A 13,762-nucleotide genomic window follows, 5' to 3' on the forward strand; every position below is an offset into this window, starting at 1 on the left:
ACACCAATTATTAAAAATCTTATTGAACTAAAAAATAGATAGTCGTCGAATTAGCTTTTGGCGTGAACTGCCGAAGACGCCGGATGGTCAGCCACCCGCGCAATCGGTCGGAAACGACCTTTCACTGAACGGGCGACATTCTGAAAAAGAAAATGCGAGCGATGTGGCACCACCACGGATTGCTTCAGGTAGCGCTCCAGAATGTGGTGGGAATAATCACTGCCAGGCCGGTACCGCATCACAATCTGTCCCGGTGCCAGCGAGTCCTGTTTCTCGGACATGATGCTGGCCACACGCCGGGTTCCGTCAGGAAGTGCGATGACCAGCTTCCCCGCGCCTTCCGCGCAGGTATCGGGAACAATCAGGCATTCGTCGTCAATCCGAAGAACCGGATACGCCACAGATTCCGCACAGCGATAGGACACTGCAACGCCGGCTTTGGCCGCACGGTCACGCGCGCGCCCGGGTGTTGCCGCTGCCGCCTTCCGCCGGAAAAGCCGCGATACCAGCTTGGAAACGGATCTGGCCATGACACAGGCACCCACCAAAACGATCATCTCAAACTCGCATTTGTAGCTGACCGGTTTTGAGCACATTGCGGCGTTCAGACGGCCCCGGATCGCTTTTGACGTTCCGTGGCTCATGAGGGCTTGCGTCGGGCCCAGCAACCCGGGCTTGACATTAAGGCGCGCAGAGAACCCCCGCACCTCAGAGCCCAGCAAATCCGCGATCTCGGGGCGCAAAGGACGCGGGCCGCAGATATTCATATCGCCCTTGAGCACATTGAACAGTTGCGGAAGCTCATCCAGCCGCGTTTCCCTTAGGAAGGCACCCAAGGGAGTCTCAAGCCCGGATCCTGCGGGAAGAACCTTGTCCTTGGTCAATTGGGCTGCCTTGGCCGTGTCCAGCGTTCTGAACTTGTAAATATCGAACAGTTTACCGTCCCGGCCAACACGCTTGCCGCGATAAAAGATCGGTCGGCTCTGCGTCGCTATCAGGGCCAGGCTGATCAAGACGAGCAGCGGCAGAACCATAAACAGCAGCAGCGCCGAAATTGATGCATTGTATACACGATGCAGAAATTCAGAGCGGGGCAGGAATCCGATGGCCCGCCCTCGTGTGCTCCGCGCGATTGGGCGGATAGAGGAGGCGCCGGGATTCCCGCCTTTGTGCGTCGGACCGGGGGTGCCGGGCGAAACGGGTTTTTGCTGGAATTCTGAACGCTGCGCAATCGGTTCGACTTGCTGGATCCGCGATTGCCCTTCGCGCCTCGTATCACTTGTCGTCGTGGCGATAGAATCCAAATGCCGAAAATTACTTTTCATTGGACAATCTTTCCTCGTTTAACGCTATCACTGTTTACGGTCGTACATCTTCACGCCGAGGAGTCGTTGCACAAAAAAAATTGCAACGTCAAAAGAATAAAATTCAAACAAATTAGCTATCAACTACCAGATAGTAGTCAACAACCCCCCCGGATATTTCTATGTGCAAGCTTATCAACAATACGCCTAAAAGCAAGAAAGTTGATGTCCAGACACGCTCAGCCGCATGTTCTGTGGGTGCATCGCCCATGAAGCTAACTAATGATTCCAATAGCGATTCTGCAAACAATTTTCTGAACTTGAGCCTTTTTTGGCAAACATTTCGGCCCCCAATAAAACGCTGAGATTTCTTCTCACAAGACAGTCAAAAGTTAAGATTCATCTTGTTGAACTCGCATGGCCGAATCGCGACGCACCTCAGGCACGCCATCTTCCTGCAACTGGGGGTTCAGAGATACGGCAAGGTATGTCAGGGGCAATGAACCGGCATGCGGCCTGCCAATCAGTTCTGCCCGCGCACTTTCTCTCTCAGGATAGGCAGGGCGTAATATGCTGCAATGGCGGCGCTTAATACGGCAACAGACCCAAACAGCGGAAAAATGACCCCGAATGCCAGCAGAAAACCAGAGCCGAAGTACAATGAAATGCCGCCTGCAAGGCATCCCACAAAAACTCCGATTGCCAAGTATCCTACCATTTTACTTCGCCCTCGATACTCTGTTCCGCCTGGCGCACAAACCGAAGCACGCCGTAAAAATACCACGAGAGTTTGCCCAAAATTGGGCATGGCTGAACGAAATCGATAAGGGCGCCTGTTGGCTTGTACTGGTTATTTCAACCTGCTCGTTTGGGCAAATTTAGTACAATAATGCCAGATGTACACCTCCAAAGCTCCAATTATGCCGTTTTTAGTAAGATACCGCCCATGACCGTGTCCCTGCCATCAACAAGCACATGCCTACGGGGTACGGATTTCGGGGTGCAGGGGCTTGCGCGACCTTACAAATCAACGTGTTACCGGGACAGCCACAGTCGCTTCATTTGCGGTCGTTTGCGTACCGTATTTGGCCCCAAAATTGCCTTAAAAATTACATGAACGCGAAAAGGTTAACGTTATCAGTGCGAAACAGCCCTTGAGAGAATCACCCATTTGGTCAAAGATAAAGCTTCATTGTGAACTTACGAGTTGGAAGGGAGTAATTGACGTGTCACATTTAAATGAAGACAAGACTGAAACCCCAGAATCTCCGGAACGCCGCGAACTTCTCGCGAAAGCGGGCCGGTATGCCGGAGCAACTTCCGCTGCGGCTTTGGTTCTGTTGTCTACGACCAAAAGTGTAGATGCCGGGGGCATTTTCAGATCCGGCGGACACCGGCATAAGCGCAAGTACCGCGGCAAAAAATACCGGAAGCACTGGAAGGGCAGAAACGGCTCATAACTAATTTCACTAAGACCCTCTGGGCGACAAATATGCTGACGCAACACGCGTTGTGTTTAGGCACCCTCTGTTCAGGGCTTCGGCCCATTCAGAGGGCGCAATAGTTGCGAATAAAGATCACTTCCAGGTCAGGCCGTGGGAACTTCGTAACTGTCGCCCAGGAAACAATTTTGGTTTCCGCATCACGGTGTTGTCTGCCAGTTTCGAAGCAAGAAGGGGTTTAGCATTTTCACTCATCTCCTTATCCCAACCGGCCCGAGCCAGTTGGAATGGATTGGCGACGAGGCCTACCTTTTTCTCGAGGAACAGCAGTCCCTTTCAGTTCTGAACGGCGAAGCGGCCAAGGCATGGCCACAGTTCCAGACGGGTGTGATCTGTAAAGATGACACCCCTTGCGATGCTTCCATTTGCACCCCTTCGGTTGTTGCGGGCCTCAGGTCTGTCGGAGCGATTGAACCACTCTCAAGTCAAGAGGGTGCTGTTCCGATCAAGGAAACGCTGCTGGTCGATACCGGTATTTCCCGAGTTCTTATTGGCTTTGACGGTGACATCCCGGATTCAGTGATGGCCGCCTTCAGCCACATGGCTGTGCCTGCCGGCCCTGCCTGCGATGCGTATGTGCTGGTACAACGCCAGTCTGACAAGACCGGGATCGCACCCCGGGGCGAACCGCCGGTTCCCGTCGGGGATGACATGCTGGTCCCACAACTGAAACTCGCAATCACCGAGGCCATTCTCGACTATGCCGACCACCTGTTGCTTCACGCTGCGGTTGCAGTGCATGACAGCGGACGTGCGATGCTGCTGGTCGGGGGCCCTGGCGCGGGCAAAAGTACTCTGGCGACGGCCCTGGATACCGCAGGCTTCACTCTTGCAGGGGACGACATTGCAGTTCTGAAGAATGACGGGTCTGTCTTTGCCATACCCTTTCCGTCAACATTGAAAACGGGTGCATGGGGGCTTTTGGACGCCAAAAAGGACGAGATTTCCGAGGCCGACACTCATCTGAGGCCGGATGGGCAATATGTAAGATATCTGGCGGTCGACAAAGAAACGGCACTCACCCCGTGCCCGGTCGGCTGGATTGTGTTTCTCGATCGTCAGAACGATGAAAGCCCGACCCTGTCTCCGCAACCGGTCCCTCAGACGATATCCGAACTCATCAGTCAGGCATGGTCGGGCAGCACCGACCTGACCACCGATGAATTCGGCGCCCTTGCCGCGTGTGTGAATGACGCGACATGTTTCCGGCTGCGCTATTCCGATTTGACCAAGGCAGTAGCGGCACTTGGTGATTTCTGTACCGAACCGGTCAGGGACAACTGATCTCTCTGACCCAGGAGCCGAATATGATTGCCCCCTCCCCTTTCGAACGGCTGGCCGGTTGCCTGAACGGAGATTTCGGGGGCGACCCCGATTGGTTCGAATTGATTTCGGTCGCAACTGACGAATTCGTCGCAACCGCATTGTACCGAAGCCTCATCGCCTCGGGTACAGCTGACCAGGCTGAACCCGAGGCGCGGGAATATCTGGCAGAACTTGAACGCGCCAACACAATACGCAATCGCCAGCTTTGGGAGCTCGCTCGCACTGCAGTTGCAGACGTCAATGCGGTGGGCATAACACCAACCCTTATCAAAGGGGCGAGCGAGATGGCTCTGCTCGCTAAGCCTTCAGAGTATTCACGCCTTCTCATTGATATCGACCTGCTCGTCTCTCCGACCGACATACCAGCGGTCCAGGCCGCTTTTGAGGAGGACGGGTTCAAAGCTATTGAAAACAGCCAATATGGGCACTCTCCCGGCAGCTACTGGCGCCCCGGAGCGGTCGCCACTATTGATCTGCACAATTCCCTGCCGCCCAGCATTGCGGTGCTTTTGACCGAAAAGGACCTTGAAACGCGCCTGATCAAGCAGGAACAGGACGGCATCCACTTTCTGGTTCCGGACGACAGCCTGCGCTTTCTCATCAACATCGCACATGACATGCTGCACCACTCTACCCTTGCCAGCGGCTCAACCAGCCTGCGCTATCTGCTGAGCCTGATTGAACAAGTTGAGGATCCGCAATCCGGGATCGACTGGGAATGGCTTCACAGCAAACGGCAGAACTGGCGTTTTCGGCTGGCTTTCGATCTGCAGATTGCGATGCTCGAGCACCTGTTTGCGGTGACGCTGCCCGTCGCAGAGCCACCAAGCCAGGTGGTGCGACTGCTGCACTGGCGGCGACAGCTCAAGTTCCGGAACCCGCGCCTGGGCCAGATTGAATGGACGGTCGTCCGCTATGGGCTGAGAACATCGCAATTCATCGGAACACGCACCAAATTGCGCACCCGCGGCGCAGGACCTGGCAGCTAATCCGAACCGGTTGGGTGAGGTTGATTGGACAGAACCCGGCCCCCGCATTTCAGACACCCCGCATCGCGCCAGAATACCATTGTGAGCACAGATACTGAGAAAGCTTCAATGGCCGGCTGCGGGGCGAGCTGCTCAATGGCGAAATCTTTGCCGACCACTCTGGCGACGGTGGAGCGGATACCAACGCCGAACCTGCGTCACCGTTCTGAACTGTGACACAGTTCTTGGCATACCTGTCACTGTGGCCATAGGGTAAGTCTGTCCGGGGAAAGGCAAAACACATCCTTCATCGGATTTGTACAACAAAGCCGTCACAAAGGGTAAGGCAATACATGGATATTCCGTAAGCGGTGCGTGACGATCACCTTCCAGCCCTTCGGTTGATCTGAGATTCCGCCTTGGAGTGTTTTTTTGAGGTGAGTTTCTCCATGGAGAGYACAAGAGAGTATCTCATTGGGCTTGGCGTTATCTTCTCATCTGATGGGAGGCGGCGGTGGCCGGATGATTTGAAGGCGCGGATTGTGGCTGAGACGCTGCTGACGGGTGCGGCAGTGAATGATGTTGCTGCCAAATATGGCTTGAAGCCGAACCACGTCTCGTCGTGGCGGCGGATGGCCAAAGATGGTGATCTTGTTCTTCCGGTTTTGGAGGAGGAAGCTGCGTTTGCGCCGCTGGTGGTTTTTGAGGAGCCGCCTGCTCTGGAAGTTATGCCTTCTACCCAGCCCATCGAGATCGCGGCTGGAGACCTCTTGATCAAGCTGGATGGGGCCACTCCGGCGGTACGGATTGCTGAGATTGTCCGGGCGCTTGGGGTTGGGTCATGATCTTCCCCTCGAACCGGGTGCGGATCCTGGTGGCGACCAATCCGGTGGATTTTAGAAAGGGCCATGACGGGTTGTCAGCGCTGGTGCAATCTGTTCTGCGCAAGGATCCTTTCACAGGCACTGTCTTTGTGTTCCGTTCCAAACGTGCTGACAGGCTCAAGCTGCTTTACTGGGATGGGACGGGCCTTGTGATGGCGTACAAGCGGCTGGAAGACACGAGTTTCACCTGGCCCGCCATTCGGGACGGTGCGATGGCGCTGAACCATGCCCAGTTTGAGGCGCTTTTTGCGGGGTTGGACTGGCGTAAGGTGAAGGCTTTGGAAAGCCGCCCTCCGGCTGCGGCTGAGTGAATCAGGGGCTTGTTTTGGCCGCGTCAAACCTGGGCTTTCGTGCTATGCGGAAGCCATGTCCGACGCTGCCAAAGACCTTGATTTGAGCCTGCTGCCGCCCGAGTTCCGGGTGCTGTTCGAGGCGCAGGTCGCGGAACTCAAGGAGGTCAACAAACGGCTTGAGCATCTGGTGGCGGAACTGAACCATGCGGTGCATGGCAAGAAGTCCGAGAAGCTGGATGAGGACGAACGCCAGCTCCTGTTCGAAGAACTCGAAGTTGCTGTCGCCTGTGTGCAGGAGCGCAAGGACACTCAGGTCACGGGCGAAGATGGGCCAAAACGCAAACAGGTGGCGCGCCGCAATCTGGGCACCCTGCCAGAGCATCTGGAACGCATCGAGCAGATTGTCGAACCCGATAGCCTGACCTGCCCCTGCGGTTGCGGGGAGATGCACAAGATCGGCGAAGACCGATCCGAGCGGCTGGATATCGTGCCCGCCAAACTGCGCGTGATTGTCACCGTGCGTCCAAAATACGCCTGCCGCCATTGCACCGATGGCGTGACCCAGGCCCCGGTGCCAGCGCGCCTGATCGAAAGAGCGCTGCCAACAGAGGGCACCATCGCGCATGTGTTGGTGTCAAAATATGCCGATCACTGTCCGCTTTACAGGCAATCCCAAATCCTGGGTCGTACAGGCATCGACATTCACCGATCCACTCTGGCGGATTGGGTCGGCAAGGCAGCCTTCCATCTGGGCCCGGTCGTGGACCGGCTGGCCGAGCACCTGAAGACCTCCACGAAGCTCTTCATGGACGAAACGACAGCCCCGATCCTCGACCCCGGCCGCAAGAAGACCAAAACCGGATACCTCTGGGCACTGGCGCGCGATGACCGGAATTGGGGCGGCGATGACCCGCCCGGCGTCGTGTACTTCTACGCCCCCGACCGGCGGGGCGAGAATGCGGAAAAGTTCCTCACAGGCTTCGACGGCATCCTGCAACTGGATGGCTACCCCGGATACAATCGTCTGACCCGCACCACGCGCAAGGGCGGCGAGCCCATCGTCGTGGCCCATTGCTGGGCGCACGCCCGCCGCAAGCTCAAGGAAATCCACGACCGCGACAAGTCCGAGATCGCCGCCGAAGGCCTGCGCCAGATCGCCGAAATCTATGCTATCGAAAAAGACATCCGAGGCACATCCCCCGGCCAGCGTCTCTCGGCACGCAAGACCCGATCTGCGCCCCTGGTCGCGGTCTTCGGCGTCTGGCTGCAAACTCAACGCATCCGCGTCTCGGCCAAGTCTCGCCTCGGCGAAAAACTGGCATATATCCACCGTCACTGGGATGGCCTGCAAACCTTCCTCAATGACGGGTGCGTCGAGATCGACAGCAACAATGTCGAGAATCTGATCCGCCCGATTGCCCTAAATCGCAAAAATGCACTATTTGCAGGCCATGACGAAGGTGGCAAAGCCTGGGGTCGCATAGCCTCCCTGATCGAAACCGCCAAAATCAACGGTGTTGAGCCCTTCGCATATCTCAAGGCCACGCTCGAAGCCATCGCAACTGGTCACCCCAAAAACAAGATCGACGATCTGCTCCCGTGGAACTTCAAGCCGTCAAGCTGAATAGCAGACGGTCTTCAGACGCCGCTTACCTTGATCGAAGCAGAAAATCACAATTTGAGCCTTTGTGATGCTGGCCGGACCGACGTCTATCCTGATCTGCCGACTTGAATGCATGGCTGCGAGACGCTGCAACGTCGAGAATTCAGGCCTATGCCAGCTAGGCTTCTTTCGGGTTATTGCGCAGCTTGTTCGATGAACTGATCAAGGGCTGCCCGACGCGAGGCCCTGTCACAGGCAAGGGCGGTCTGCCTGAACTCCGCACCATCCAGTAGGCCTTGGACATATCCTGCGACGGTATCGGCAGCGGTAATCAGTACGTTGTCGAGTGAGTGGATGTATTTGCTCGTCATCGAATTGGTGGAGTGGCCGACCAATGCTGCAACAGTGCTTTCAGTGAAACCGAGATCGTTGGCCAGGCTCGCAAAGCTGTGCCTCAGAACGTGAGCAGTGAAGTCTGGGATATCTGCGTCGCCGAAGATTCTGTTCCAATGGTTGGGAAAGCTGCCGAACACCTCCGCACCGCGTGTGCCCGGGAAGACGAAATCGCCGGGTGTTGTCTTTCGGCGCTCTTCAAGAATCTCGATTACCGCAAGGCCGATAGGCCGTACAGATGCACCTTCCTTGGAATCAGTCAAGCGGAGGCAACTATTTTCGAAATCGACCTCACACCATCTTAGCTTGATGATCTCACTCCGACGGCAACCGGTCAGGGCCAGGAGGCGTGTGATTGCAACCGTCGGCGCAAACTCAATTATCTGTTCGGCCTTGGTGAGAATCTCTCCGAGTGTATTGTATTCCGAACTGCTCAATCGGCGGTCACGTACCCGGTCTTTCGGCTTTCGAATGCCGTGCGCGACAATCTGTTCGATAACACCCATGCTTATCGCATAGGTAAGCATCGAGCCAACAAGACCGACACAGCGGCTCGCCGTACCGCGCCCACCGCGTAGGATCGATTTGCCTCGCTTGTTGGCAGTCTTACGCACCGCCTTGGTTTTGCCCGAGACGATATCATTCATCATCGTGGTGACATTGGCCTTCGTCAGATCTTGGACGCGCCGTTTACCGATCAATGGGACGATGTGGCCGTTGATGCGACCGACATCTGTGTAGATCGTATCCGGCTTCTTGGGCCGCCCGCCCTTGCCGAGAATGAGACCAGCATTCATCGCATCGATGTACTGAGCGGCGAGTTCTTCAATCGTGATGGCGTTACGCTGTATCAAGCGTTCTTCAGCTGGGTTCTCGCCCTGCGCGATCTTGCCCAGTTGAACCCTAGCTTCCTTCCGCGCTGTGTCCGGGGTCCAGATACCATGAAGACCGATGCTGTAGCGTCGCGATCGACCGGCAGCCCGGTATTGGAGAACGTAGCTGCGTTTTCCAGATTTGAAGACGCGCAGTCCGAAGCCGGGCAGTTCGTCGTCCCAGATGACGTAGTCTTTTTCTCGGAGTTCGGCCGCGTCGACGACGCGCTTGGTGAGTTTTGGCATGAGAAGTCGCACCTTTCCGGCCGGTCCCGCGTAAGCAGTAGGGCGGAAATCGCGACCTGTGTTCGGATAGAAACTTCGGTGGAGCGCTTCAGAAAAACAATGTCTTTCAACGCTCTATCGAAAAAAGACGTGCTCTATCGCATGTTTCGGAAAGGTGTTATTAGATCCTCCGAAGGCAGAGGCCAGAGGTTCGAATCCTCTCAGGTGCGCCATATTTTCTGAATTTTTGTTCTAAGATTGTCGCCTAGATTTCTTGAATCTGACAGCGACCACGCACCAAGACACCGGTTTAACCTGGTGCATGATTGCATTCATAGAAAACCAAGAGAAAGATGCCAGAAACGCAATGTTTGGCGGCACTACTGAATCGCAGGCACCCTAAGTGATGCCCTGCCAGAGTGTTTGGTAGAAATCGGGGGCTTAACCGCCCCACGAACGGACGACGCCGCAATCCATATGCACGAAGTTTGAGCCGGAATATTTGCCAACACCACCGGCACGGCAAGACATGGCTGCCTTGGCCATTTGGGAAACCGACCGCGAAGACAGTCGCAGGTCAGCGGCTTGCCCCTTCATATGCAGTGAGTTCTTGGCCACGCGACGTGACCGGGACCGCAGCATTGCGTTGGTTTTCGGGGATCGATAGCCGGACAACAGCATATAAGGCTCGTTGACATCGAGAAGGTTATGAGAGGCCGCCATGATATCAATCGTGCGCAGATCAACGGACTTAACCTGATCGGTCCGCCAGTCGCGCATGAAATGGTTCACTTCTTTCACGGCATCTTTGATGTATTTGCCATCGACCCAATAGATCATATCAATCCGCTCACCCGTGCGGCCGGAATACATGCGGATGCGACGGATATCACCGCCACCGCGAAGGAACCCTGCTGCGTTGGAAAAAGTGGGTGCCGCTACGACTGCCGTAGCTGCGAATGCGCCCAATAGGGCACGCCGGGTCAAGCCCGAGGAACTGCTCATGGTCATTTTAGTTTCGTCCCGTACTGTTCCTGCCTGCACACGATGTTACGCGCGCGTTCTTAATATTTTCCCATCCCAGATGCGGGATTTATGGCACAGTCGGAATTCACAGCCAAGAAGTCTTTCATAATCACCTTTTCAAGGGGGAAATTTCGGCAATTTTTTGCGCAGATGATGCAAATCGGTATACTGTTTAGGCAATTGGCCGCCAGCCAGAGACTGCCGATGCAAACAAGCATCACGCGCAGACAGATGCAGCGGATTGAAGCATTTGTGAATAGACAATTTACCCGGCGCGAAACCATAGTTGGTCGGCGCAATCCCAAGCGACATAAAATACTGAATAATCAAGGCCATCCCATGCTTTCTGTTTTTCGAACGCGTACGAGTTTCCTTTTCACCGCATGTTTTCTTGCATCGGCGGCTGCAGCCACTGCCGAAACGCAGCCCGCGACTGCGTTTCAGATGGCCGTAGCCGAATTCGCCCCGTCCGGATCGGACATTGCGGAATACTATCGGGCAAACGGGTTTGTTCCAATTTGGGTGGGCCAGACCCCTGAACATGCGGTTCGACGCGAAAGATTGATCCGGGCCTTGTCGACGACCGACTTGCACGGGTTGCCGGTTGGATCCTACAGCGTTCAGGATCTTTTGGAGATGGCGCAAGAGGCCCGCTCGATGCGCGATCTGGGTGCGGTCGAGATCGCATTTAGCCGTGCCTTTGCCGAATATGCCAACAAGCTGCAATCCGGTGCGCTGCGTCCTGCGACAATAGACGAGGGCCTTGTTCGCAAGGTCGAACGTGTGTCGACACAGGATCACCTGAAGGGGGTGACCTCGGCGGAAAACGGCGCGTATTTCGACGCGCTTGCGCCGCAGTCAACACAGTACCGCGCGTTGATGAAGCAAAAGATTGCCCTGGAGCATCTGGTGCGACAGGGCGGTTGGGGGCCTGCGGTTCCGGTGTCAAAACTGGAATATGGTGACACTGGCCCGAATGTAATCAAGCTGCGTAACCGGTTGGTTTCGATGGGGTATCTGAAACCGACTGCAAGCCCCGCGTTTGACGATGCACTGCTGGCTGCCGTGCAGGAATTTCAATCCGACCACGGCCTGGCACCGGACGGCGTTGCCGGGCAGGGCACGATCACCGAACTGAACCGCAGCGCCATTGACCGTCTAAAAGCCGTCCATGTCGCACTGGAGCGTGAACGCTGGCTGCCGCGCGAACGTGGTGAACGGCATATCCTGGTGAATCAGGCCGATTTTTCCGCAAAGATCGTTGATGATGGGCTGGTGACCTTTGAAACACGCGCCGTAATCGGAAAAAACACACATGACCGCCGCAGCCCCGAGTTTTCGGACAAGATGGAGCATATGGTCATCAATCCCAGCTGGTATGTCCCGCGCTCGATCATCACCAAGGAATATCTGCCGAAACTGCAATCAAACCCGAATGCCGTGGGTCATATCGAAATCACGGACCGCAGGGGCCGTCAGGTCAATCGGGGTGCCGTTGATTTCACCCAGTTCACCGCGCGGACTTTCCCGTTTGCGATGCGACAGCCGCCAAGCAAAAGCAACGCATTGGGGCTGGTGAAGTTCATGTTCCCCAACAAGTACAATATCTATCTGCATGATACGCCTCAGAAAAGCCTGTTCGCGCGTGAGGTGCGGGCGTTCTCGCATGGGTGTATCCGACTGGCGCAGCCCTTCGATTTTGCCTATGCGCTTTTGGCCAAGCAGGAAGAAGATCCAAAGACGTTCTTCCACCGCGTTCTGGCCAGCGGCAAAGAAACCACTGTTCAGTTGAAAGAGCATGTCCCCGTACACCTGATCTATCGCACCGCCTATATCGGCACCAAAGGGCAGGTCCAGTATCGCCGGGATGTGTACGACCGGGATCGCAAAATCTGGGAGGCTCTGCAGAAAGCAGGGGTGGCCCTGCCGGACGTTCAGGGGTAATCACCGGGGCAGGTCTTAATACTGGAAAGCCCGACATGCAGTATACCATTCAGCAAATCGCAGACGCCCTGGGTGCAGAAAGCCAGGGTGAAACCGGCTTGATCATAGAAGGGGCCGCAGAACCTTCGGACGCGGGGCCTGCGGAATTGGCTATGGCAATGTCCCCCAAATACGCAGAGGCGCTGAGCGGTGGCTCGGCTCGGGCGGCGGTACTGTGGGTAGATGCTGATTGGAAGGCGCTGGGACTGGACGCCGCGATTTTTGTGCCGCGTCCCCGTATGGCGATGGCCGGCATCACAGAGATGCTGGACCGTGGTCAGGGGGTTGAGGCCGGAATTCACCCATCCGCGGTGGTCGACCCAAGCGCTGTTCTGGCCGAAGATGTGGCCATTGGCCCGCTGACAGTAATTGGTGCCCGCGCTCGCATCGGCAAAGGCGCGGTCATCGGCGCGCATTGTGTAATCGGAATGGATGCGGTGCTTGGTGAAGACGCCACGCTGCGCGAGATGGTCAGCATTGGCGCACGGGCGCAGATTGGCGATCGGTTTATCGCGCAGCCGGGTGCCCGGATCGGCGGAGACGGGTTCAGCTTTGTAACGCCCGAGGTGTCGGACGTGGAAAATGTTCGCAAAACAATGGGCGACAAAGGCGAGGCGCGGGCGCAAAGCTGGCTGCGTATTCACTCGCTGGGCGCGGTCGAGATCGGAGATGATGTCGAGATCGGTTCGAACTGCACCATCGACAACGGTACGATCCGCAACACCTGTATCGGCAACGGATCAAAACTGGATAATCTGGTACATGTTGGTCACAACACCCGCGTGGGGCAGGATTGCCTGCTGTGTGGCCAGACCGGCGTTTCCGGATCGGTTGAGATCGGGAACAACGTCGTTCTGGGTGGGCAGACGGGTGTGGTGGATAACATCTTCATCGGCGACGGTGTTATCTCGGGCGGGGGGACAAAAATCCTGTCGAACGTGCCTGCCGGGCGCGTGATGATGGGGTATCCCGGCATCAAAATGGAAACCCATACGGATGTCTACAAGGCCCAGCGCCGGTTGCCGCGCATGGCGCGTGACGTAGAGGCGTTGAAAAAGGCTGTTTTCAAACAGCCATCAAGCGATTAAATCACCCTCAACGTGATAATCAGAGGATCGACATGAGCATCACCGACCGCGTCATCGCCATCATCGCCGAACAGGCCGTGTTGGAGCCTTCGGATGTGACGCCCGAAAGTACGCTCGAGGATCTGGGAATCGACAGCCTGGGACTGGTCGAGAGCATCTTTGCCATCGAGGAAGAGTTCGACATCTCAATCCCGTTCAATGCCAATGAACCGACGGCTAGCGATTTTGATATTTCAAACGTGGCCGCCATCATCGCCGGGATTGAAAAGCTCGTGTCGGAAAAGGTCTGAAAACG

General features: G+C 56.0%; 12 protein-coding genes. 8 read left to right on the top strand and 4 right to left on the bottom strand.

The features are described from left to right. Positions 1-50: 50 nt before the first annotated feature. A complete protein-coding gene (locus tag JT51_RS21125; RefSeq protein WP_051927376.1) occupies positions 51-1,325 on the bottom strand; it encodes a sugar transferase in 1,275 nt (424 codons plus the stop codon). A 1,703-nt stretch (positions 1,326-3,028) separates the two neighbouring features. Here JT51_RS21125 and JT51_RS00575 point away from each other — a divergent pair. The 5 genes from JT51_RS00575 to tnpC all read left to right on the top strand — a co-directional run bounded on the left by JT51_RS00575 (position 3,029) and on the right by tnpC (position 7,901). Next, a complete protein-coding gene (locus JT51_RS00575) occupies positions 3,029-4,090 on the top strand; it encodes a hypothetical protein (protein WP_037306760.1) in 1,062 nt (353 codons plus the stop codon). A gap of 23 nt (positions 4,091-4,113) precedes the next feature. Beyond that, a complete protein-coding gene (locus tag JT51_RS00580) occupies positions 4,114-5,121 on the top strand; it encodes a nucleotidyltransferase family protein (RefSeq protein WP_037306762.1) in 1,008 nt (335 codons plus the stop codon). A gap of 428 nt (positions 5,122-5,549) precedes the next feature. After that, entirely contained in the window at positions 5,550-5,945 is a 396-nt protein-coding gene (locus tag JT51_RS00585) for a transposase (RefSeq protein WP_037306764.1), read from the top strand. Next, on the top strand, positions 5,942-6,295 hold the full coding sequence (tnpB, locus tag JT51_RS00590; protein ID WP_037306766.1) for an IS66 family insertion sequence element accessory protein TnpB: 354 nt from the start codon (positions 5,942-5,944) through the stop codon (positions 6,293-6,295). Before JT51_RS00585 ends, tnpB begins: the two co-directional genes overlap by 4 nt. Before the next feature lie 55 nt (positions 6,296-6,350). Further along, positions 6,351-7,901: an IS66 family transposase gene (gene tnpC / locus JT51_RS00595; RefSeq protein WP_037306768.1), complete on the top strand. Its 1,551-nt coding sequence runs from the start codon at positions 6,351-6,353 to the stop codon at positions 7,899-7,901. Positions 7,902-8,074: 173 nt separating this feature from the next. On the opposite strand, the gene JT51_RS00600 is transcribed toward tnpC, so the two are convergent. From JT51_RS00600 to JT51_RS00610, 3 genes are all read right to left on the bottom strand, one after another. Further along, positions 8,075-9,391 carry a tyrosine-type recombinase/integrase gene (locus tag JT51_RS00600; RefSeq protein ID WP_037306771.1) on the bottom strand — a complete coding sequence of 439 codons (1,317 nt, stop codon included), beginning with the start codon at positions 9,389-9,391 and terminating at the stop codon, positions 8,075-8,077. Positions 9,392-9,811: 420 nt separating this feature from the next. Then, positions 9,812-10,381 (bottom strand): YcbK family protein, encoded by a 570-nt coding sequence (locus tag JT51_RS00605; RefSeq protein ID WP_037306772.1) that lies wholly within the window; start codon positions 10,379-10,381, stop codon positions 9,812-9,814. A 132-nt stretch (positions 10,382-10,513) separates the two neighbouring features. Beyond that, positions 10,514-10,732 carry a hypothetical protein gene (locus JT51_RS00610; protein WP_037306775.1) on the bottom strand — a complete coding sequence of 73 codons (219 nt, stop codon included), beginning with the start codon at positions 10,730-10,732 and terminating at the stop codon, positions 10,514-10,516. Positions 10,733-10,735: 3 nt separating this feature from the next. Between JT51_RS00610 and JT51_RS00615 the strand changes: the two genes are divergently transcribed. From JT51_RS00615 to JT51_RS00625, 3 genes are read left to right on the top strand one after another with little or no spacing between them, the layout of a single operon-like run. Further along, positions 10,736-12,340 carry a L,D-transpeptidase family protein gene (locus tag JT51_RS00615; RefSeq protein WP_037306777.1) on the top strand — a complete coding sequence of 535 codons (1,605 nt, stop codon included), beginning with the start codon at positions 10,736-10,738 and terminating at the stop codon, positions 12,338-12,340. A 35-nt stretch (positions 12,341-12,375) separates the two neighbouring features. Then, positions 12,376-13,467 carry a UDP-3-O-(3-hydroxymyristoyl)glucosamine N-acyltransferase gene (gene lpxD / locus JT51_RS00620; RefSeq protein ID WP_037306779.1) on the top strand — a complete coding sequence of 364 codons (1,092 nt, stop codon included), beginning with the start codon at positions 12,376-12,378 and terminating at the stop codon, positions 13,465-13,467. Between the two features lie 32 nt (positions 13,468-13,499). After that, complete coding sequence (locus JT51_RS00625; RefSeq protein WP_037306781.1) at positions 13,500-13,757, top strand: acyl carrier protein; 258 nt, start codon at positions 13,500-13,502, stop codon at positions 13,755-13,757. Positions 13,758-13,762 lie beyond the last annotated feature (5 nt).

The organism is Ruegeria halocynthiae, from assembly GCF_000743705.1.
Lineage (GTDB): Bacteria > Pseudomonadota > Alphaproteobacteria > Rhodobacterales > Rhodobacteraceae > Ruegeria > Ruegeria halocynthiae_B.